Origin of the sequence: Streptomyces sp. NPDC015130 (assembly GCF_043080005.1) — a bacterium.
GTDB lineage: Bacteria > Actinomycetota > Actinomycetes > Streptomycetales > Streptomycetaceae > Streptomyces.
Window position 1 is genome coordinate 178,733 of sequence record NZ_JBIBVC010000005.1, and the last position, 21,077, is coordinate 199,809.

Below are 21,077 nucleotides of genomic sequence, written 5' to 3' on the forward strand. Positions count from 1 at the left end.
CGTGGAAGACAACGACGACATGGTCCTGCTGCGCGACGCCATGGACCGCGCGACGGACGGTCTGCCGCCGCTGCCCGACCTCGCCCCGCTCGCCGTGCGCGAGGGCCGCAGGCGGCGGACCCGGGCCCGGTTCGCGGTCGGCGTGGCGCTCGCCGTCGTCACGGCCGGGGCCCTCGGCCTCACGCTGCTGCCGCGTCCGGCGGCGGACGTGGCCGGTGTGCCGCCGCGCACCGCCGCGGAGACCCTGCGGGCACGTATCGCGGAGCACCAGCGGAAGGCGGCGGCGCTCCTCGACGAGCTGCTGCCCGCGAAGGTCACCGACGTCAGCCCGCTGCCGAAGGGAGCGGCCCAGTACCTGATCACGGCGGACGGCGAATCCTTCCGCCTCGTCTTCTCCGTGCGGCCGGACGCCCCTGTCGCCCTCCAGCACTGCGAGACGCGGCCGGAGAACGTCCCCTCGTGCGAGGAGGACACGCGGCTGAGGGCGGGCGGTTTCGTCGAGATGCCCGCCAGGTCGAGCGTGCAGTACCAGTACCGCAAGAGCCGGGTCCAGCTCGCCGTCTACGCGAGAGGGGTAGGGAAATCAGTGGTGCCGGTGACCGTACGCGACCTGACCGCCGTGACCGCCGACCCGCGCTTCCTGGAGCTGGTGAAGGCCGCGGACGCGCATCCGATGGAGACGCCGGCACCGCTGGACCCGTCGGAGGACCCGATGGACCCGTTCCCGTTCCACTGAGCACGCGGAACGAGCCCCGGGACCGCTCAGCGGGCCCGGTAGACCAGCCGCCCGCCGATCACCGTGGCGACGCAGGTCGACGCGCCGAGGCGGACCAGGGACGCCCGGTCCGGGACGTCGAAGACGGCGAAGCGGGCCGGGCCGCCCGGTACCAGGCCGGGCAGCAGGATCAGCGGCGCCGGTGAGAAGGACGGGGTCCCCGGGAGCTTCTCCGGGCGGCGGCCCACCGCCAGGCCGGCCCGGCGGACGGCGTCCGCCGCCGCCTGCCCGCGGAGCTCGCCCGCGACGGCGACCGTCCCGTGCGCGAGGAGCCGCTGCACGCCGCGGCGCGCGGAGGCGCCCCGGCGTGAGGCGTCCATGCGGAAGATCCGCTGCGCCCGCTCGCCGCCGATCGGCTCGGTGCCGAAGCCCTCGGCCTCCCGGGGGTCCGGGTGGTACATGCCTTCGAGGAGCTCGGGGGCGTACGGGTTGAGCAGGCCGGGGGTGAGGATGCCCGGCCAGTGCCGGACCCGCGCCTCGGGGCGTACGGCGACCAGGTCCTCGTACGGGCCGACGGCGACGACGAGGCCGCCGTCGACCAGGACGGCGGTCTCGGGCGAGGCCTCGGCGTGGTGGATCGTCAGCACGGGCGCGTCCGCTCCCGTCAGTTCGCGTCGAGGAGCTTCAGCTCCGGGTGCGCCGTGCCGCCCTCGATCGCGGTGGACGAGATGTGCGAGGCGACGCGGGCGTCGACCGGGTCGTTCGCCGGGTCGTCGTGGACGACGAGGTGCTCGTACGTCGTGCTCCGCTGCGCCGGGACCCGGTCCGCCGTGCGGATCATGTCGATCATCTCGCGCAGGTTGGAGCGGTGCTTGGCGCCCGCCGAGGAGACGACGTTCTCCTCCAGCATGATCGAGCCGAGGTCGTCCGCGCCGTAGTGCAGGGTCAGCTGGCCGATCTCCTTGCCCGTGGTGAGCCACGAGCCCTGGATGTGGGCGACGTTGTCCAGGAAGAGCCGCGCGATCGAGATCATCCGCAGGTACTCGAAGAGCGTGGCCTGCGTACGGCCCTTGAGGTGGTTGTTCTCGGGCTGGTACGTGTACGGGATGAAGGCGCGGAAGCCGCCCGTCCGGTCCTGCGTGTCACGGATCATGCGGAGGTGCTCGATGCGCTCGGCGTTGGTCTCGCCGGTGCCCATCAGCATCGTGGAGGTGGACTCGACGCCCAGCTTGTGGGCGATCTCCATGATCTCCAGCCAGCGCTCGCCGCTCTCCTTCAGCGGGGCGATGGCCTTGCGCGGCCGCTCGGGGAGCAGCTCGGCGCCCGCGCCCGCGAAGGAGTCGAGGCCGGCCTCGTGGATCCGGGTGATCGCCTCCTCGACGGAGACCCCGGAGATCCGGGCCATGTGCTCGACCTCGGAGGCGCCGAGGGAGTGGATGACGAGCTGCGGGAAGTCCTTCTTGATGGCCGCGAAGTGCTGCTCGTAGTACTCGACGCCGAAGTCCGGGTGGTGGCCGCCCTGGAACATGATCTGGGTGCCGCCGAGCTCCACCGTCTCCGCGCAGCGGCGCAGGATGTCGTCGAGGTCCCGGGTCCAGCCCTTCGCGGTGTCCTTCGGCGGCGCGTAGAACGCGCAGAACTTGCACGCCGTCACGCAGACGTTCGTGTAGTTGATGTTCCGCTCGATGATGTACGTCGCGATGTGCTCGGTCCCCGCGTACCGGCGGCGGCGCACGGCGTCGGCGGCGGCGCCCAGCGCGTGGAGCGGCGCCGAGCGGTACAGGTCGAGCGCCTCCTCGGGGGTGATCCGGCCACCCGCGGCTGCGCGGTCGAGAACGGACTGCAGTTCGGCCTTCTCGGTCACCGGGTCTGTCCCTTTCGGAGGGGTTCTGAACGTCCGAACCAGCGTACGCCAGGGCTTGTCACGGGTTCCGCGGGGTGCTCGGCGCGAGCAGCTCGACCTTGACGTCGGCCGGGAAGCCGGTCGTCGGGCCGGTGCGGCGGGCGAACTCCCGGACGCCGGCGAGCTGCTCCGGGCCGAAGCGGAAGTCGAGGGTGCGGAAGTACCGCTCCAGGAGCTCGGCGTCGAAGGTCTCCCAGCGGGCGGCCTGCTCGGCGACCTTGGCGACCTCTTCGAGGGAGAGGTCCCGGGAGGCCAGGAAGGCCTGGTGCACCTCGCGGACGGTCTCCGGCTCGCGGGCCAGGTAGTCCTTGCGCGCGGCCCAGACGGCGAAGACGAAGGGCAGCCCGGTCCACTCCTTCCACATGAGGCCCAGGTCGTGGACCTGGAGCCCGAGGCGGGGAGCGTCGTGCAGCGAGGCGCGGAGGGCCGCGTCGCCGATGAGGACCGCCGCGTCCGCCTCCTGCATCATCACGCCGAGGTCGGGCGGGCACGTGTAGTAGTCGGGCTTCACCCCGTACTGCTCGGCGAGCAGCAGCTGGGCGAGGCGGACCGAGGTGCGGGAGGTGGAGCCGAGCGCGACCCGGGCCCCGTCCAGCTCCCGGAGCGGCCGCTGGGAGACGATCACGCACGACATGACGGGGCCGTCGCAGCCGACGGCGATGTCGGGCAGGGCGACCAGGTCCTCCGCGTTGCGGAGGTACTCGACGAGGGTGATGGGGCCGACGTCGAGGTCGCCTCTGACGAGGCGCTCGCTGAGCTTCTCCGGGGTGTCCTTCGTGAGCTCGAGATCGAGGAGCGTTCCGGTCCTCGCGAGCCCCCAGTAAAGGGGCAGGCAGTTCAGGAACTGGATGTGTCCGACGCGTGGCCGGCTGCGCTGGTGGTCATCGGTTGCATTGTCCACATCGCGAGGCTAGACCCGTCCCCCGCGGCGGGCATCGCCGGGGCACGCGACACGGCTCGCGGAACGGCTCGCGGAACGGCCCGCGGAACATTGCGCAAGACATTCGTCATGAACATCATCAAGCGCCTCGGGGGCGGTCCGGGATGCGCTTCGTCATGAGGACGGAACCGCAGATCAAACATGTGGACGACGTGATCTTTCCCTCTACCGCCCGCCGCGTCCTGCGTGCTACGCTCAACGCAAGTTGCAGTTTGGTTTCCCTTGCAGTACAGAGCCTGCGGAGCATGTGACCCGCAGGCTTTTGTAGTTTTCAGACTTGTTTGCAGGTTCTGGAGCAGGGCAACCCTTTGGCCCAAGGAGGGCTTATGGCTACCGGAACCGTCAAGTGGTTCAACGCTGAAAAGGGCTTCGGCTTCATCGCCCAGGACGGCGGCGGCCCGGATGTCTTCGTCCACTACTCCGCGATCAACGCGAACGGCTTCCGTTCGCTCGAGGAGAACCAGCTCGTGACCTTCGACGTCACGCAGGGCCCGAAGGGCCCGCAGGCGGAGAACGTCACCCCGGCCTAAGGTGCCCGGGTCGGCGTAAGCGCTGGACTAGAGCAGTACCCAAGGAGCCCCGCTCCGTGCCTCGGCACGAGCGGGGCTCCTGCCTCTTTCCCTTCCCGTCAGCAGGTGGGGATCACGGTGCCGTTGTTGTCACGGGCCTCGTCGTTGCCCCAGCGTGACAGGTAGTACGCGGAGACGTACTTTCCGTAGCCGTTCTTCCCGGCGTAGACGGTGTCGAGGTCGGTCCGCAGCCACCAGTGGTTGAAGTTCCCGGCGGCGTCCCGGATCTCCTGGCCCCAGACCTTGCAGTAGACGTAGTTGGTGCCCGCGTTCAGGACGCCGTGGGCGTCGTTCGTGTTGGCCTGGGCGTAGCCCGTCGCGTTGGCGAAGGTGTCGACCCAGTACTTTCCACCGCCGCCCGAGCAGCCGTTGTCGCTCGTCAGGTACTTGGAGCCGTAGGAGCCCGGGTAGGGGGCGAGGGAGGCTCCGTTGATCACGATGGGCTGGCCGACGCCGTTGTAGAGCTGCTCGTAGTGGATGTGGGCGCCGGAGCTGTTGCCGGTGGAGCCGGTGGTGCCGATCTGCTGCCCCTGGGCGACCCAGGCGCCGTTGGCGACGGAGTAGGCGTTCAGGTGGAAGTAGTACGTCTTCCAGCCGCTGCCGTGGTCGATCACGATGTAGTTGCCGGCGCCGCTGGGCTGCGAGTAGCGGTAGGCGGTGCCGGACGCGGAGGCGAGGACCGGGGTGCCGGCCGTGGTGCCGCCGTCGGCGCGGATGAAGTCGAGGGCCTGGCGGACCTCGGCGGAGTGGTGGCCGTAGGTCCATTTCTGGCCGCAGGGGTAGGGCGCCTTGAAGAGCGGCGCCGCCTGGGCGGGGGTGGTCGTGACGAGCGCGGTGAGCAGGCCCGCGACGAGCGCGAGCAGGGTGCCGAGCGGGGTGATCCGGGCACGCATGCATCCTCCGGGTACCGAGCGGGGACAAGGGTCGACGCGCGTTGAACGGACCACAGCGTGCCGGAAGATCGCGTGCCGCAGTAGTCCGCGACGACCACACTCGCGAGGGCGTCGTTACGTAGGCTGGACACATGACCGAACGGAAACCGCCGGGTGTGAGCTTCGAGTCGTTCGTCGACAAGCAGATCCGGGAGGCCTCGGAGCGCGGCGAGTTCCGGAGCCTGCCCGGCTTCGGGAAGCCGCTGCCCGACGACTCCGCCCCGTACGACGAGCTGTGGTGGATCAAGGGCAAGATGCACCGCGAGGGCGCGTCCGTGCTGCCGCCCTCGCTGGCGCTGCGCAAGGAGGCCGAGGACGCGGAGGAGGCGGTGGCCGCGGCGGTCTCGGAGAGCCAGGTCCGCCGGATCCTCGGCGAGATCAACACCAAGATCGCCGAAGCCCTCGCCCGGCCGCCGGCCGGACCGCCGCTGAACCTGACGCCCTTCGACGTCGACGCGGTGCTGGAGCGGTGGAGGGCGGAGAGGAGACTCCCGTGAACAGCGCCGGTCTGCTGGTCGATGCGTTCGGACGGGTGCGGGAAGCCGTCCACGAGGCCGTGGAGGGGCTGACGGAGGACGAGCTGGCGGCCCGGGTCGACCCGGACGCCAACTCGGTCGCCTGGCTCGTCTGGCACCTCACCCGGATCCAGGACGACCACCTCGCGGACGCGTTCGACACGGCGCAGCTGTGGGTGTCGGACGGCTGGGAGACCCGCTTCGGCCTGCCGTTCTCGCGGCGGGCCACCGGTTACGGGCAGACGAGCGCCGAGGTCGGCGCGGTGCGCGCGCCGGCGGAGCTGCTGCTCGGCTACCACGACGCCGTGCACGCGCGGACGGTGGAGCTGGTCGGGGCGGTGACGAACGCGGACCTGGACCGGGTCGTCGACACCTCCTGGGACCCGCCGGTCACCCTCGGCGTCCGTCTGGTCTCGGTGATCGCGGACGACCTGCAGCACGCGGGTCAGGCGGCGATCGTCCGGGGTGTGGTGGAGCGGCGCGCCTCGGGGTGAGGGGCTCGGGGGGCGCGTCGGCGTGAGGGGGCGCGGGGGGCGCCTGCGGCGTGGGCCCGGGGGCGTTTGTGGAGGCGGCCTCCGGTCGCGTACAACCAAAGATCGTGATGGTGAGTCAAACCGTCGTGGCAGTTGCCATGTTCGGTTTCCTTGGGGGATTCACCATGCAGAATCGTTTGTCCGCTCAGCGTCGCCGCCACCTCGCCGCCGCCGTGACCGCCGTCCTCGCGATCACCGTCGGTACGGCCGTGGCGGCCGGACCGGTCGCGGTCGCCGCGCCGGCGGGTGCGACCGCCGCCGCCTCCGCCTTCGGGACCGCCTCCGCCGAGGACGTGAGCACGCCGTTCCCCGCCGACGGAAAGATCGCGGCCGCCGGGGCGACCGGCTTCCTGTCCAGCTCCGAGAACGGCGGCGAGCTCCGGTGGACCCTTTACGGGGACGACAACCCGGGCCGCCTCGCGTCCCCCGCCGACCGCATCGACGGCACCGGCACGGACATCCTGGCGCTCGGTGACACCGCCGCCCCGTACCTGGCGCGCACCGTCACGCTCCTGGACATGTCCCGCTCCGACCTCTCCCGCCCCGCCGTCGTGGTCTCCTTCGACCTCGGCTCGCTGGGGGCCCGGTACGTCAAGGCCGTCGGCCCGAACACCATTCTCGCCAAGCGGATCGGTGCGGACCGCTCGGAGAAGCTGCTTCTCCTCACCCGCGAGGACTACAGCGTCAAGGAGCGCGAGGTGACCGGGCTCCCGGCCGACGCGCGGGACTTCTTCGCCGCTCCCGCCGCCGTCGGCGGCGAGATCTTCGTCGGCTACGAGAGGGGCTCCGACCTGGTCACGGGCGGCCGTGCCGTCATCGACCTGAAGACCGGCGCGGCCGTCAAGACGTACGGCGCCGCCGAGTCCGGCTACGGCCGGTCCCAGCTGTCCCTCTCCGCCACGCACGCCGCCTCGACCTCCTTCACCGAGGACGAGGGCGTCGTCGTCGCCACGGTCGACCGGGACACCCGGGCCGCGACGAAGCGCGTCCTCGGCTTCGTCGACGAACACCTCACCGGCCTGGTCGGCAACTGGCTGGTGTACGGGGTCCCGAGCAAGCTCACCGACAACGGGACGTTCCCGAACACGCGGGTGATGGCCGTCGACCTCACGGCCGGCCGGTCCGCCGCGCCCGTCGAACTCACCGCCTACGCCGACTCGGTGAAGCCGGCCGCCGACGGCAGCCTGCTGATCAGCGGCGGCACGGTCGAGCAGGGCGAGGGGCTGTACAAGGTCTCCTCCCCCGGCGGCGGGCCGCTCGCCGTCGAGAAGGTCGCGACGACCGGACAGCCGACCGCGCTGACCTACCTCGGCTCCCAGGTGCCCGCCGTCATCGACTTCGACCGCGACCGCGAGACCGAGCTGAAGTGGCGGATGTCCCGGCTCAACGCCGACGTCCAGCTGAAGCTGACCCACCTGAGGACCGGTCAGACCTACACCCGCGAGCTGAAGCTGCGCCGCGACTACCCCTCCCGGCACACCTTCGACGACATCACCTTCGGCATCACCTGGCAGGGCGTCCTCGACGACCTGTCGGGGACCGGAAAGTCGGCCTTCGACGGCGACTACGCCTGGTCCTTCCGCGCCGTCCCGCAGAACGGCATCGGCCCCGAGCTGAAGCAGGCGGGCCACTTCCGGGTCGTCCGCACGGTGAAGCCGCACGACTTCAGCGACAACGGCTCGCCGGACCTGTTCGCCCGGGACCACGGCGGCGCCCTCTGGCGCTTCGACAGCGCGTACGACACGAACACGCGGAAGCTCACGCCCACCTACCAGCGCGCGGCGGTCGGCTCCGGCTGGAACACGTACGACCGGATCGAGTCCGTCGGGGACGTCGCGGGGACGGACACCGCCGACGTCATCGCCCGGGACAAGGCCGGTGCGCTGTGGCTGTACCAGGGCACCGGCACCGAGACGAAGCCGCTGGGCGCCCGTACGAAGATCGGCTCCGGCTGGGGCGTCTACCACCAGCTCGCCGGCGGCAGCGACCTCACCGGGGACGGCCGCGCCGACCTCGTCGCCACCGACAAGGCGGGCGACCTCTGGCTCTACAAGGGCACCGGCAGCGCCACCGCGCCCTTCGGCACGCGCAAGAGGATCGGCGGCGGCTGGGGCGCCTACAACCAGCTGACGGCCGTCGGGAACCTGGCCGGAGGCCCGGCCGGCGACCTGCTCGCCCGCGACACGGCCGGCGTCCTCTGGCTCTACCTCGGCAAGGGCGACGGCACCTTCGCCGCCCGGACGAAGGTCGGCACCGGCTGGAACGGCTACACCGAGCTCATCGGCTTCGGCGACGCGAACAAGGACGGCCGGACCGACCTGTACGCCTGGGGCGGCCCGGGCCGTCCCTCGTACTTCTACGCCGGTACGGGCAACTGGAACGCCCCCTTCGCGGGCCGCGCCCCGGCCGAGCTCCTCAAGTACGCGAGCGCTGCCTACCAGCACGCCCTCTGATCACCCACGACTCAAGGGGAAACGATCCTTTGACCAGCTCCAGCTCCTTCACGTACACCCGGACCCGCGCGCCCCGGCGCCACCTCGCCGCCGCCGTCGTCGCCGTCCTGGCCGTCACCGCCGGCACGGCCCTGACGGCCGTCCCGGCCGCCCACGCGGCCCCCGTCGCCGTCCAGGGCACCCAGGACCGCGCGGAGGCCATGCCCACGCTCCCGAACGGCTCGCGGATGATCAGCGCCGGGACCACCGGCTTCCTGACCACGACCCCCAACTACGCCGCGGGCACGTTCGAGACGATCTGGACGAACTACGAGACCGGCGAGAACACCCCCCTCAACGCGCGGGACACGAACTACGCGGGCAACGCCTCCGACATCGTCTTCGAGAACAAGCAGGGCTCGCTCACGCACTGGATCCGTGACATGGCCCACCCGAGCAACGTGCTCACGGGCATCTCGATGAACAACGGCACCTACGTCCGCGCGGTCCTGGGCTCGGCGCTCCTGGTCTCGACCGAGAACCGCACCACCGGCGCCGTCACCGTCGACCTGCTCCGCAACACCAACGGCTCCACGAAGACCACGCCCGTGACCGGGCTGCCGACCGACGTCAAGGGCATCTCCGCCACCGTCACGGCCCCCGGCACGGCGACCCTCCGGTACTCGACGGGGTCGGGCGACACCTTCCGCCACCACGTGGCCGCCCTGGACGTCTTCACGGGCGAGCTCCTGGAGACGTTCCCCACCCTGCCGAGCAACTCCGCCTTCGCGTCGGCGACCCACTGGTCCTGGATCGAGTCCACCGGCAACAGCCGCGGCCGCCTCGCCGTCGCCCCGCGCGGCGGCGGCGCCGCGCCCACGTACACCGACCTGGGTTCCATCAGCGGCGGCTCGGGCATGCAGACGAGCATCGTCGGCGACTGGGTGACGTACTCCCTCACGCACTACGGCAACCCCGAGTTCCCGTCGCCGCTCTACCCGCTGATGGCCCGCCCGGTCGGCGGCGGGGAGCCGGTCCGGCTCCTCGACCACGTCCAGTCCGCGACCACGGCCCCCGACGGCTCCCTCGTCGTGCGCGGCGGCACGGTCGCCCACGGCGAGGGCGTCTACCGGATCGCCCCGAACGGCGAGAACGGCGCGCCGACCGTCGAGATGGTCGCGACCACGAACACCCCGACGGCGCTCGGCCTCGTCTCCCACGACGTGCCCGCCACGGTCGACCTGGACAAGAACGGCGGCCGGGCCGCCTTCACCTTCCTCCTGACCCACTCCTACGTCCAGGGCTCGTTCACCCTGCGGCACGTCCGCACCGGGAGGTCCGAGAAGATCGACTTCATGACCTCCGGCGGCAGCACGAGCACCGGGAACAAGGTCACGGTCAACTGGTCGGGGCAGACCAACTGGACCGCCGCCTTCAACGGCGACTACACCTGGGAGTTCCGCGCCATGCCGAACAACGGCATCGGCCCGGAGCTGCGGAAGTCCGGCACCTTCAAGGTGGTCCGCAAGACCGCCCTGCACGACTACAACGACAACGGCACCCCGGACCTCCTGTCCCGCGACCCCTCCGGCCGGCTGTGGCGCGACGACGTCCTCAACATCCGCACGGAGGACGGCGTCCCCGCCTCCGACCACAAGCTGCTCGGCTCCGGCTGGAACACCTACACCCAGATCGAGGCCGTCGGGAACGTCGCCGGCGGGCCCGTCTCCGACGTCGTCGCCCGAGACCGGGACGGCGCGCTCTGGCTGTACCTCGGCAAGGGCGACGGCACCTTCGCGGCCCGGACGAAGATCGGCACCGGCTGGAACACGTACAACAAGATCACCGGTGGCAGCGACGTCAACGGCGACGGCTGGGCCGACCTCCTCGCCACCGACACCACCGGCGTCCTCTGGGTCTACAAGGGGACGGGCAACTGGCGCGCCCCCTACGGCGTCCGGACCAAGGTCGGCGGCGGCTGGGGCAGCATGAACCAGATCACCGCCGTCGGCAACCTCGGCGGCACCGCGCACGGCGACCTCCTCGCCCGCGACACCGCCGGCGTCCTCTGGCTCTACCCGGGCACGGGCGGCACCGCCCTCGGCAGCCGGGTGCGCGTCGGCGGCGGCTGGGGCGCCTACCCCCACCTGGTCGGCTCCGGCGACTTCAACGGCGACGGCCGCAACGACGTCATGGCGTACGGCCCGAGCGGCTCGTTCTACTACCCGGGCACGGGCAACCTCTCGGCACCCCTCGGCAGCCGCGCGGGCATCCCGGTCTTCGTCGGGGGCTCGCCGGACATCAACCTGATCGCCTGAGCGGCCCCGCCGCCACCGCCGGGGCGGGACTCCCGTCCCGCCCCGGCGTCATCCGGTCACCCCGTGCGCCACGGACCCCGGCGAACGACACCCGGACAGCTCCGTAAGGAATCCCGTACGTCGTACAACTCTTCGATCCCCTGACGGGTCTTGAGGGTGTGGCGACGAAGGCCACGACCACGCTCCTGGGGGGAAACCCGCTTTGTCCGTCATGCCCAACCCGCGCGCATCCCGATCCCGTATCCGGCTCGCCGCCGGCGTCACCGTCGCCCTCGCCGTCACTGTGGGCACGCTCGCGGCCGGACCGGCCACGGCGGCCACGGCGGCCACGGCGGCCACGGCGGCCACGGGAACCCTCACCACGGCTCCTGCTTCCGGCACGGCGGCACAGAAGGCGGACGCCGCCGCGCTCCTGCCCGAGTCCAAGGTCCTCGGCAACGGCCCGGAGGGCTTCCTGACGCTCCGCCGCGACAGCTACGACATCGGCGACGTGTACCGCTGGACCCGGTACGACACCGGCGTCACCACCGTCCTGCCCAAGGGCAAGTACCAGGGCAGCCCCCGGTCCGACGTGATCGTGAAGATCGAGGGGACCACGTACAAGCTGTACGACATGGCCACCGGCGCCGCCCCCGTCGTGATCGACACCGGCTCCCTCGGCCCGTCGGCCAAGTTCGTCCAGGCCGCCGGCTCCACCCTCGTCATGGAGGTCCCGCGCGCCGGCGGCGGCGCCGACATCCACCTCGTCTCCAAGTCCGGCGACACCCTCCTGGACCGCACGGTCACCGGGATGCCCGCCGGCGCGGTCGTCCGCTGGTACGACCAGTCCTCGCCCGACACCCTGGTCATCCGCCACGGGGAGACCTGGACAGGCCCCCTGCGCGTGGCCCTCGTGGACGTCGCCTCCGCCGCGGTCGTGGAGGACCGGCCCCTCACGGCCGGCAACTACGACTCCGGAGTCCGCGCGTCCGCCACCCACCTGGCCTGGGCGGAGTACTCCAGCACCGAGAGGGCCGTCCTCCGGGTCGCCCGGCGGGGCCAGGACGGGAGCACGTCCATCCCCCTCGGGACGGGCGGGCTCGCGACCGGTCTCCTGGGCGCCGACTGGGTCGCGTACGCCGCGACCGGCGGGGCGAGGGCCGTCTTCCCCAACCCCCTCCACTCCCTCACGGTCCGCTCGCTGACCGACGGCCGGACGGTGACGCTCCTCGACACCGTGAGCGAGATCCGCAGCGACGTCGACGGCGGCCTGCTGGTCCTCGGCGGCACGATCGCACAGGGCGAGGGCCTCTACCGGATCACCCCCGGCGCGGACGGAGCCACCCCGACCGCCACCCTCGTGGCGAGCACCGGCCGTCCCATCGTGCTCGAACTGACCTCCCAGTCCGTCCCCGCGACCATCGACTTCGGCACGCGCGACGCGAACCTGATCTTCCAGTTCGCCGGCTCGACCTCCGCGACGGTACGCGTCGAGCTGACGCACACCGCGTCCGGGAAGCGCCGCGTCCTCCGCCACGACCTGAACCGGCAAGGGGGTGTCAACGCCTGGTGGGACGGCACCTTCGACGACGCCACGGCCGCGTACAACGGTGACTACACCTGGCGCATGACGGCGAATCCCACGAACGGCATCGGCGGGCCGGTCGAGCGGTCGGGCACCCTCAAGGTCGCGAGCAAGGCCTCGCCGCACGACTTCTCCGACAGCGGCTCCCCGGACCTGATTTTCCACGAAGGCAGCCACATCCTCCTCTACGACGCCCGTCAGATCGTCGACCGGTCCGGAGCGCCGACGGTACCGGAGTCGATCAACGGAGGCGGCTGGGCCGTCTACGACCAGATCGTCACGCCCGGGAACATCGGCGGCGCCCGCCACTCCGACCTGATCGCCCGGGACAGGACCGGCGTGCTGTGGTCCTACGCGGGCACCGGCAAGGCCACGGCCCCCTTCGCCGGCCGCACCAAGATCGGCGGCGGCTGGGGTGTCTACGACAAGCTCACCGCCGGCAGCGACCTCACCGGCGACGGCCGCCCCGACCTCCTCGCCACCGACAGGACCGGCGCCCTCTGGCTCTACAAGGGCACCGGCTCCGTCACCGCCCCCTTCGCCACCCGCACCAAGATCGGCGGCGGCTGGGGCATCTACAACAAGATCGTCGCCACCGGGAACATCGGCGGCGGCCCGGCCGGAGACCTCGTCGCCCGCGACACCGCCGGCGTCCTCTGGCTCTACCTCGGCAAGGGCGACGGCAGCTTCGCCGCCCGCACCCGCATCGGCGGCGGCTGGAACCGGTTCGACTCCGTCGTCGCCATCGGCGACGCCACCCGCGACGGCCGTCCCGACCTGATCGCCGACCGCGGCGACGAGGTCGTCGTGTACAGCGGCAGCGGCGACTGGCGCGTGCCGTTCTCGCTCTGGTCGACCACGACGCTCCAGGACGACCTCGCCCACCAGAACCCGACGCTGTACTGACCCCCGGAGAGAACCGAGGTAGCAGTTCCTTGAACCGCACGAGCAACACCCGGTTCCGGCTCGCCGCCGCCCTCGCCGCCCTCGCCGTCACGGCGGGCGCGGCGGTGGCGGCGGCGCCGCTGGCGATGGCGATGGCGATGCCGGAGACCTCGGCGGCGACCACCGGGCAGTCGGCACAGCAGGACGCCGTCCCCTATCCCGGCGGGTCGTTCGCGGGCGCCGGCCCGACGGGCTTCCTGACCGTCCGCTGGGTCGACGGAGAACGCCACTACCAGTGGACCCGGTACAAGGACGGGGTCACGACCTCGCTGCCCAAGGGTTCCTACACGTCAGGTCTTCGGACGGACACCGTCATGAAGGCCGACGGAGCCGTCTACACGATGTACGACATGTCCACGGGCGCCGAGCCCCTGGTCATCGACACGAGCGCCCTCGGCGACGGTTTCGACCGCGCGCGTGCCGCCGGATCCGCGCTGGTCGCGACCGCGCCCAACTCCACCGGCGGCCGTGACATCCACGTCATCGGCAAGCAGGGCGACACGCTCGTGGACGACACCGTGACCGGCCTGCCCGGGGACGCCGTGATCACCAGCCTCTGGATCGACTCCCCCGACTCCGCAGTGGCCCTCTACACAGGCACCGTGGACGGAACGCCCAAGAGCCGCGTCGCCGTGGTGGACCTGAAGTCCCGTTCCGTCATCGAGGAGTACGACACCCGGCGAGTGACCGCGTGGAGTGACACCGCTCTGTCCGCCACTCACGTCGCCTGGGTCGAGCAGCCGACGGACCACGAATCGACCCTGGTCACGGTCCGGCGGGACAACGGCGCAACCCAGCGTGTGCCTCTGGGGCTCGCCCAGAACGTACCGATCGAGCTGGTGGGCGACTGGCTGACCTACGGGGAGCCGGGGGGCTACGACGCCCTCTACGACGACCCCCAGCACGCGCTGACCGCTCGCTCCCTCACGACCGGTGCCACCGTCAAGCTCCTGGACGACCTCGCCCAAGGCCTCCCGGGGCCCGAGGGCACGCAGGTGGTGTCGGGCGGCACCCTCGCCGAGGGCGAGGGCCTGTACCGGATCTCCTCCGGGACGGACGGAACTCCGGTCGCCGAGCTCCTGGCGAGCAGCAAGGTGCCGACCACGCTCGCCCTGGCGAGCGAGAACGTTCCCACGGTGCTCGACTTCGACCGCACCCCCGCCCCGGTCCCCATGAGCTGGACCTTCAGCCGACCGGCGGGGATACGCGTGGAGCTGACGCACAACGAGACCAAGAAGGTCGTCCGACTCAGGGACGGCATCGACGGATCAACCACGAACTCGGTGAAGTGGGACGGCCTGCTCGACGCACCCGACCACCGCTTCCCCGCCTACAACGGCGACTACACCTGGCGGATGACCGCCAGACCGGCGAACGGCATCGGTCCGGCGGTCGAGAGGACCGGGACCTTCAAGATCGTCCGTAAGCCCGTCCCCCACGACTTCGACGACAACGGCACGACGGATCTGCTCGCCCGGGACCGCTCCGGCGGGCTGTACCGCTACGACGCGATTTTCTCCATGGACTCGTGGCCCCACCTCACACCCGAGCGGCTCGGCCACGGCTGGGGGGTCCACGACCAGCTCCTCGCTCCCGGAAACGTCGGCGGCTCACCGGCCGCAGACGTACTGGGTCGTGACAGGAGCGGCGTTCTGTGGCTCTACACGGGCACCGGACGTGCCCTCGCTCCCCGCGTAAAGGTCGGCGGCGGCTGGGGCGTCTACGACAAGCTCACCGCCGGCAGCGACCTCACCGGCGACGGCCGCCCCGACCTCCTCGCCACCGACAAGAGCGGCGCCCTCTGGCTCTACAAGGGCACCGGCTCCGTCACCGCCCCCTTCGCCACCCGCACCAAGATCGGCGGCGGCTGGGGCATCTACAACAAGATCGTCGCCACCGGGAACATCGGCGGCGGCCCGGCCGGAGACCTCGTCGCCCGCGACACCGCCGGCGTCCTCTGGCTCTACCTCGGCAAGGGCGACGGCAGCTTCGCCGCCCGCACCCGCATCGGCGGCGGCTGGGGCATGTACGACCAGTTCATCGCTCTCGGAGACGCCAACCGCGACGGCCGCCCCGACCTCCTGACGGAACGCCCGGGCACCGGCGACCTGTACTACTACAGCGGGACCGGCAACTGGAAGGCCCCCTTCGGGCCGGCCGTCACGGCCTACAACAGTCTTGGAGCGGGCCAGCTCACCCTGTTCTGACAGACCAGCGGGACGGTCGCCCAGACCGTCTTGCCGACCGACCGGTCCTTCACACCCCACGTGGTGGCGAGGGCGGCCACGAGCAGCAGCCCGTAGCCGCCCTCGTCGGGGTTCTCCACCCGTAACGGGCGGCGCTCGCCGCGCGTGTCGGAGAGTTCGATCCGTACGTGGTCGTCGTCGAGCGCCATCCGCACCTCGAAGTCCCTCCCCGGCACGCGGCCGTGGAGGGCGGCGTTGCTCGCCAGCTCGGCGACGACCAGTTCGGCCGCCTCGGCGGCGGGGCCGGTCACTCCCCACTCGTGGAGCTGCTGCACGGCGAGCAGCCGGGCCAGGCGTGCGCCCCGGCGCGTGGCCGAGAGCCGGAGCGTGAACTCACCGGTTGGGGTGGTGGTTTCGGACTTCATGCCCCTGAGCCTGGGCCCCCGCCCGTACCCTGACCAGCAGCGACGCGACGACGCTGGGTAACTGTACGGGTACGCCAAGAAGGCGGTACGGATGTCGGGGAACGTGGAGGAGCGGCCCGAACGGCCCTCCGAGGTGGACGGCACGGCGCACCTCTTCCGTGCGCTCGGAAAGATCATCAAAGTCCTGCGGAAGAACGCGGGCCTCAGCCAGGCGGAGCTGGCGGAGATCGCCCACTGCAGCGAGGACCTGGTGTCCTCGATCGAACGGGGAGTACGGATCCCCCAGCCGGACTTCCTGCTCCGGGCGGATCCGGTGCTGGGCGCCGGGGGCGTGCTGGTGGCGGCGGTGGACGACGTACGGGAGGCGCTGGCCAAGGCGCGGGTGCGGCATCCGGATTGGTTCCGGAGTTTCGCGAAGGAGGAAGCGGAGGCTGTCGCCAACCACTACTACGAAGTACAAGCGGTTCCAGGGCTCCTCCAGACTCCCGCCTACGCCAGCTCGCTCTTCGAGCGCAGCCGCCCGATGCTCGATAAGGCGACCGTCGAGAAGCGGGTGGCCGACCGGATCTCGCGGCAGGTGATCTTCGATCGTTGGCCCGTGCCGACCATCAGCTTCGTTCTGGAGGCAGCGGTCCTGCTTCGACCGTTCGGCGGACCCGAGGTCCACCGCGAGCAGCTCCTGCGCATCCTGGAGGTGGCCCAGCGACGCACAGTGGAGCTACAGATCCTCCCGCAGGACGGCGAGGAACACCCTTACCTGGGCAGCCCGTTCACCTTGCTCACCCCAAAGGGGCGGCGCGAGGTCGCGTACACCGAGGTCTACGGCCACGCCCGACTGATCACCGACCCTGAAGAGGTACGCCAGTACTCCGAGCGCTATGGGATCCTGCGATCACAGGCGCTCACCAAGCGGGAGTCCCTGGTTTGGATCGAGAAACGGCTGGGAGAACGATGAAGACCGCGGATCTGGCCTGGTTCAAGAGCAGCTACAGCGGCCCCGAGGGCGGCAACTGCATCGAAGTCGCCGCGCACCCCACCGCCGTCCACATCCGCGACTCCAAGGACCCCCACGGCCCCCAGCTGGCCGTGGCTCCCGCCAGCTGGGTGTCGTTCGTGGCGTACGCGACTGACTGACCCTCAGGACGCCGGGCAAGGTCCGTCACCGTGATCTCGTACGCTGCGATCTTCAGGCAATCGTGAGGAGCGGGAGGGGTGTTGAGTGACACCGCGCCCGGCTTCCTGGGGGGATACGCACCATGAATCACGCATACATACGCGGCCGCCGGCTCGCCCTGGCCGTCACCGCCGTGCTCGCCGTCACCGCTCTCGGCGGGACGCTCGTCACCGCCGTCGCGCCGGCCGCCGAGGCGGCGGTCGTCTCGCCCGGTGCCGCGAACGAGACCGCCACCCTGCCCGCCGGGGAGAAGTTCGTCAGCGGCGGGACCGCCGGATTCCTGACCTCGAAGGACACCGGGGCGGGCACGTCCGAGCTGATCTGGACGAGGTTCGACGACGGGTCCCGGTGGAGCGTGCCGGGGTCCTCGCTCGCGTACCCGAGTCGTGCGGACACGATCGTCACCCGCGAGACGAATCGTTTCGCCCTGCGGGACATGAGCGCGAGCGTGTTCACGTCGTACGTGGAGCCGGTCAATCTGGGGACCGACTTCGAGGTCGCGGGCGCGGCCGGTTCGACGCTCTTCCTGAGCGTGCCGAACCCGACGTACGGCTCCGACGAGCTCTACCGGCTCGCCCGGGTGAACGGCGTGCAGCAGCAGGAGAGGATCTCGGCACTCAGCAACGCCCACGACTTCCAGGTCCTGGCGCACTCGGGGCGCGACACGGCCGTCGTCTACCGGGTGCACGGCGGCGCCGTCGGAGAGACGAGGTACCGCCTCGGGGTGACCGACCTGACCGGCGGCTTCATGCGGAAGGAGCACGGGATCACGTCCTACGATCCGGCGACGGTCACCGCCGCGATCAGCCCCTCGTACCTGGCGTGGACGGAGTACGTGGACGGCGTCGGCCGCCTGGCCGTCCAGAAGCGGAGCGAGTACGAGCCCTTCAAGCAGATCTCGCTGGGCGCGGGCTCGAAGGGTGTCGTCGTCGGCTTCTCCGGCGACTGGGTGCTGTACGGCGTCCCGAACGGGCTCACGGCCCCGACGGCGAACCCGCTGCACGCGCTGACCGCGCAGAACCTCACCACCGGGCAGACGATGACGCTGCTCGACCACTTCACGACCTCGTCGACCGCCCCCGACGGGACGATCCTCGTCCACGGCGGCAGCACCACCTCGGGCGAGGGGCTCTTCCGGATCACGCCGATGGAGTGGCCGCAGGTCGCGCTCGTCGCGGGTACGCCCGGTGCCTCGACCGCGGCGGCCGTCGTGAAGAGCACCGTTCCGCCCGTGGCGCAGCTCGACCGCAACGGCGGTCAGGTCGCCATGGAGTGGGAGCTCTCGCGGTACAACGTCCATCTGGACGTCACCCTGCGGCACCACGTCACCGGGAAGACGTTCACGAAGCGGCTCACCCGGCCGTCGGCGCCCGCGCGCCTCACGTGGGACGGGCTGATCAACGGGGTCAGCGCGCCGAACGGCGACTACACGTGGCAGGTGACCACGACGCCGACGAACGGGATCGGGAACCCGGGGTACGCGAACGGCACGTTCAAGGTGACCCGGCAGGCCAACCCGCACGACTACACCGACAACGGCTCGCCCGACCTGCTCGCGCGGGACGCGGCGGGCGTCCTGTGGCGGGACGACCTGCTCGATCAGCCGGTGGGCGGTCAGGTGACGCCGGCGAAGCCGCGCGTGAAGATCGGTCCGGGGTGGAACACGTACAACGTCGTCGAGGCGGCCGGGAACATCGCGGGCAGCGGTGCCGGTGACCTCCTGGCGCGCGACACGGCCGGGGTGCTGTGGACCTACCTCAGCAAGGGCGACGGCACCTTCGGGGCCCGGATCAAGGTCGGCCCCGGCTGGGGGATCTACAACAAGCTCGCGGCCGGTTCGGACCTCACGGGCGACGGTCGGGACGACCTGGTCGCCACGGACGCCTCCGGCGTGCTGTGGCTGTACAAGGGCACGGGCAGCGCCACCGCGCCGTACGCCGGCCGGGTGCGGGTCGGGTCCGGCTGGGGCGCCTACAACCAGCTGACGGCCGTCGGGAACCTCGCCGGCGGGGTCGCCGGGGACCTCGTCGCGCGGGACGCGGCCGGGGTGCTGTGGCTGTACCTCGGGAAGGGCGACGGGACGTTCGCGGCCCGGACGAAGATCGGTACGGGCTGGGGCGGTTACAGCCAGCTCGTGGGCGTCGGCGACGCGAACAACGACGGACGTGCGGACCTCGTCGCGTACGGGTCGGCGGGGACGCACGTGTTCCTGGGGACGGGGTCGTGGGCGGCGCCGTTCACGAAGACGGCGACCTCGCTGTACGCGGGTGAGGGGACGAGGTTCACCTCGGTCTCGTGACGGTTCCCCGCGGCTGAGCGGGGGCCGTGTCGCGCTCCGGGTGGCTCGTCGTAGCATCCGGGGCGTGACCTCCACCAGCGGCTTCGTACTCTTCGACGTCGACGGCACCCTCATGGACGCCGTCGCCAACCAGCGGCTCATGTGGCACGAGTGGGCGGCCCGTCACGGGCTCGACGGGGACGAGGTGTACGCCGTGGCCCTGCGGACCCGGCCCGTCGAGACCTTCGCGGCCGTCGCCCCGGGGCACGACCCGGACGAGTGCCTCGCCCTGCTGCACGCGCTGGAGGACGAGGACGTCCGTACGGGCACGTACGCCGCCTTCGACGGGGCCGCCGAGCTGCTCGGCGCGCTTCCGGCGGACCGGTGGGCGCTCGTCACGTCGAACTACGAGCACCGGGTGCGGGGCCGGTTCGAGCGGACCGGGCTGCCGCTGCCGGGGCTGATCGTGGACGCGGCCTCGGTGACCGAGGGGAAGCCGTCCCCCGTCCCGTACCTCCTCGCGGCCGAGAAGCTGGGCGCGGACCCCGCGGACTGCCTGGTCGTCGAGGACGCGCCCTCCGGGGTCCGCTCGGGTCTCGCCGCCGGGATGACGGTCTGGTCGGTGAACGGCCCGGCCCCCGTGGAGGGCGCCCACCGGCACTTCCCGACCCTGGCCGACGCGGCCCCCCACATCCTGGGCTCCGTCGGGGCCCCGTAGGGCCTGGCCGGTGCGGTGCTGCGGCACGCTCAGCCGGCCTTGCGGGCGATGCCGCGGGCCGCGTCGGCCACCGCGCGGAAGTCCTTGCGCAGGATCTTGGAGTGGTTGCTCGGGACCTTCGCGCTGAGCCGGATGTGCGGGTTGCGGGCGGTCACCGGGGCGAGGTTGCCGCGGATCTTCTCCATCAGCTCGGGGTCGCCGCCCAGGTTGCCGCCGGTCGCGAGGACGTACTCGGTCGGGACCGTGATGCGGTCGAAGACCGGGTCGAGGGCCTCCGGCGCGCAGAGCTCGTTGACCTCGATGTTGATCTCGGCGTGCTGCTCGGCGCTCATCCGCGCCGCCAGGCCGATCCGGCGGGCGACCGGGAACAGCGGGCTCATCCGGCGGAACAGCTTGCGGACCTGCACCTTGGCGTCCTCGTCGAGCCACGAGTGCGGCAGGGCGCCGTCCACGGACACGACGCCGAGGACGCGGTCGGGGTTCCGGGCGGCCCAGTGCACGGCGAGCATCGCGCCGTACGACCAGCCGACCAGGATCGGGCGCTCCACACCGCGGGCGGTGAGGACGGCGTCGAGGTCGCGCAGGCAGGCCTCGAAGGAGTAGTCCCCGGAGAGCCCGGACTTGCCGCGGGCACGCTCGTCGTAGGTGATGTGCCGGAACCCGCCGCCGAGTTCGCCGGTCACGCGGCGCCAGTGCGACTGGTCGGCGTAGGAGCCGTTGAGGTAGACGACGGTGGGTCCGGAGCCGCCGGTGTCGGTCACGGCGAGGGTGGTGTCGTCGACGGAGACGGTGCCGGTCCAGGCGGCGGGGGCGGGGGTGGCGGGGGCGGGGGTCGCCGTCATGGGGTTCCTGTCTTCGGTGGGGGTGGCGGGGACGGTGGTGGGGGTGGTGGGGGTGGTGGGGGCCGCGGTGGTCACGGTGTGCCTGCTC

18 protein-coding genes are annotated in these 21,077 nt (G+C 71.5%); 12 read left to right on the top strand and 6 right to left on the bottom strand.

The annotated features are described in order from the left end of the window. Position 1: 1 nt before the first annotated feature. Positions 2 to 736, top strand: a complete 735-nt coding sequence (locus ACF08F_RS12230; protein ID WP_392298410.1) for a hypothetical protein — start codon at positions 2 to 4, stop codon at positions 734 to 736. Positions 737 to 762: 26 nt separating this feature from the next. Here the strand turns inward: ACF08F_RS12230 and ACF08F_RS12235 are convergent, their stop codons facing one another. The 3 genes from ACF08F_RS12235 to ACF08F_RS12245 are packed head-to-tail and all read right to left on the bottom strand — an operon-like array spanning position 763 to position 3,519. Beyond that, positions 763 to 1,362: a hypothetical protein gene (locus ACF08F_RS12235; protein ID WP_392298411.1), complete on the bottom strand. Its 600-nt coding sequence runs from the start codon at positions 1,360 to 1,362 to the stop codon at positions 763 to 765. Between the two features lie 17 nt (positions 1,363 to 1,379). After that, positions 1,380 to 2,579, bottom strand: coding sequence for a cyclic dehypoxanthinyl futalosine synthase (gene mqnC, locus ACF08F_RS12240; RefSeq protein ID WP_392298412.1), 1,200 nt, complete (start codon positions 2,577 to 2,579; stop codon positions 1,380 to 1,382). Between the two features lie 58 nt (positions 2,580 to 2,637). Then, entirely contained in the window at positions 2,638 to 3,519 is an 882-nt protein-coding gene (locus ACF08F_RS12245; RefSeq protein WP_392298413.1) for a menaquinone biosynthetic enzyme MqnA/MqnD family protein, read from the bottom strand. Between the two features lie 365 nt (positions 3,520 to 3,884). On the opposite strand from ACF08F_RS12245, the gene ACF08F_RS12250 reads away from it, so the two are divergent. Continuing rightward, positions 3,885 to 4,088, top strand: a complete 204-nt coding sequence (locus ACF08F_RS12250) for a cold-shock protein (RefSeq protein ID WP_030208785.1) — start codon at positions 3,885 to 3,887, stop codon at positions 4,086 to 4,088. A 98-nt stretch (positions 4,089 to 4,186) separates the two neighbouring features. Here ACF08F_RS12250 and ACF08F_RS12255 read toward each other — a convergent pair whose 3' ends face one another. Beyond that, complete coding sequence (locus tag ACF08F_RS12255; RefSeq protein WP_392298414.1) at positions 4,187 to 5,020, bottom strand: M23 family metallopeptidase; 834 nt, start codon at positions 5,018 to 5,020, stop codon at positions 4,187 to 4,189. 131 nt (positions 5,021 to 5,151) lie between these two features. On the opposite strand from ACF08F_RS12255, the gene ACF08F_RS12260 reads away from it, so the two are divergent. The 6 genes from ACF08F_RS12260 to ACF08F_RS12285 all read left to right on the top strand — a co-directional run bounded on the left by ACF08F_RS12260 (position 5,152) and on the right by ACF08F_RS12285 (position 15,573). After that, positions 5,152 to 5,556 carry a DUF1992 domain-containing protein gene (locus ACF08F_RS12260; RefSeq protein WP_392298415.1) on the top strand — a complete coding sequence of 135 codons (405 nt, stop codon included), beginning with the start codon at positions 5,152 to 5,154 and terminating at the stop codon, positions 5,554 to 5,556. Further along, the gene (locus ACF08F_RS12265; RefSeq protein ID WP_392298416.1) at positions 5,553 to 6,068 is read left to right on the top strand and encodes a DUF664 domain-containing protein; all 516 of its coding nucleotides are present in this window, start codon (positions 5,553 to 5,555) and stop codon (positions 6,066 to 6,068) included. Before ACF08F_RS12260 ends, ACF08F_RS12265 begins: the two co-directional genes overlap by 4 nt. A 164-nt stretch (positions 6,069 to 6,232) precedes the next feature. Continuing rightward, a complete protein-coding gene (locus ACF08F_RS12270) occupies positions 6,233 to 8,560 on the top strand; it encodes an FG-GAP repeat domain-containing protein (protein WP_392298417.1) in 2,328 nt (775 codons plus the stop codon). Between the two features lie 29 nt (positions 8,561 to 8,589). Next, entirely contained in the window at positions 8,590 to 10,857 is a 2,268-nt protein-coding gene (locus ACF08F_RS12275; RefSeq protein WP_392298418.1) for an FG-GAP repeat domain-containing protein, read from the top strand. A 211-nt stretch (positions 10,858 to 11,068) separates the two neighbouring features. After that, complete coding sequence (locus ACF08F_RS12280; RefSeq protein ID WP_392298723.1) at positions 11,069 to 13,327, top strand: FG-GAP repeat domain-containing protein; 2,259 nt, start codon at positions 11,069 to 11,071, stop codon at positions 13,325 to 13,327. Positions 13,328 to 13,356: 29 nt separating this feature from the next. Beyond that, a complete protein-coding gene (locus tag ACF08F_RS12285) occupies positions 13,357 to 15,573 on the top strand; it encodes an FG-GAP repeat domain-containing protein (protein ID WP_392298419.1) in 2,217 nt (738 codons plus the stop codon). Here the strand turns inward: ACF08F_RS12285 and ACF08F_RS12290 are convergent. Beyond that, entirely contained in the window at positions 15,534 to 15,977 is a 444-nt protein-coding gene (locus tag ACF08F_RS12290) for an ATP-binding protein (protein WP_392298420.1), read from the bottom strand. The genes ACF08F_RS12285 and ACF08F_RS12290 overlap by 40 nt on opposite strands. Positions 15,978 to 16,068: 91 nt before the next feature. Between ACF08F_RS12290 and ACF08F_RS12295 the strand changes: the two genes are divergently transcribed. From ACF08F_RS12295 to ACF08F_RS12310, 4 genes are all read left to right on the top strand, one after another. After that, a complete protein-coding gene (locus ACF08F_RS12295) occupies positions 16,069 to 16,932 on the top strand; it encodes a helix-turn-helix domain-containing protein (protein ID WP_392298421.1) in 864 nt (287 codons plus the stop codon). Next, positions 16,929 to 17,111 (top strand): DUF397 domain-containing protein, encoded by a 183-nt coding sequence (locus ACF08F_RS12300; RefSeq protein WP_392298422.1) that lies wholly within the window; start codon positions 16,929 to 16,931, stop codon positions 17,109 to 17,111. The genes ACF08F_RS12295 and ACF08F_RS12300 overlap by 4 nt, the downstream gene beginning before the upstream one ends. A gap of 122 nt (positions 17,112 to 17,233) precedes the next feature. Next, on the top strand, positions 17,234 to 19,450 hold the full coding sequence (locus ACF08F_RS12305; RefSeq protein ID WP_392298423.1) for an FG-GAP repeat domain-containing protein: 2,217 nt from the start codon (positions 17,234 to 17,236) through the stop codon (positions 19,448 to 19,450). A gap of 64 nt (positions 19,451 to 19,514) precedes the next feature. After that, positions 19,515 to 20,147 (top strand): HAD family hydrolase, encoded by a 633-nt coding sequence (locus ACF08F_RS12310; protein WP_392298424.1) that lies wholly within the window; start codon positions 19,515 to 19,517, stop codon positions 20,145 to 20,147. A 29-nt stretch (positions 20,148 to 20,176) separates the two neighbouring features. Here the strand turns inward: ACF08F_RS12310 and ACF08F_RS12315 are convergent, their stop codons facing one another. Further along, complete coding sequence (locus ACF08F_RS12315) at positions 20,177 to 21,064, bottom strand: alpha/beta fold hydrolase (protein ID WP_392298425.1); 888 nt, start codon at positions 21,062 to 21,064, stop codon at positions 20,177 to 20,179. Positions 21,065 to 21,077: the final 13 nt, after the last annotated feature.

Excerpts from the sequence above, each read along its gene's own strand:
- ACF08F_RS12250 (WP_030208785.1), top strand. The coding sequence starts at position 3,885 with ATGGCTACCGGAACCGTCAAGTGGTTCAACGCTGAAAAGGGCTTCGGC.
- ACF08F_RS12255 (WP_392298414.1), bottom strand. The coding sequence starts at position 5,020 with ATGCGTGCCCGGATCACCCCGCTCGGCACCCTGCTCGCGCTCGTCGCG.
- ACF08F_RS12260 (WP_392298415.1), top strand. The coding sequence starts at position 5,152 with ATGACCGAACGGAAACCGCCGGGTGTGAGCTTCGAGTCGTTCGTCGAC.
- ACF08F_RS12270 (WP_392298417.1), top strand. The coding sequence starts at position 6,233 with ATGCAGAATCGTTTGTCCGCTCAGCGTCGCCGCCACCTCGCCGCCGCC.
- ACF08F_RS12280 (WP_392298723.1), top strand. The coding sequence starts at position 11,069 with ATGCCCAACCCGCGCGCATCCCGATCCCGTATCCGGCTCGCCGCCGGC.
- ACF08F_RS12290 (WP_392298420.1), bottom strand. The coding sequence starts at position 15,977 with ATGAAGTCCGAAACCACCACCCCAACCGGTGAGTTCACGCTCCGGCTC.
- ACF08F_RS12295 (WP_392298421.1), top strand. The coding sequence starts at position 16,069 with ATGTCGGGGAACGTGGAGGAGCGGCCCGAACGGCCCTCCGAGGTGGAC.
- ACF08F_RS12300 (WP_392298422.1), top strand. The coding sequence starts at position 16,929 with ATGAAGACCGCGGATCTGGCCTGGTTCAAGAGCAGCTACAGCGGCCCC.
- ACF08F_RS12305 (WP_392298423.1), top strand. The coding sequence starts at position 17,234 with ATGAATCACGCATACATACGCGGCCGCCGGCTCGCCCTGGCCGTCACC.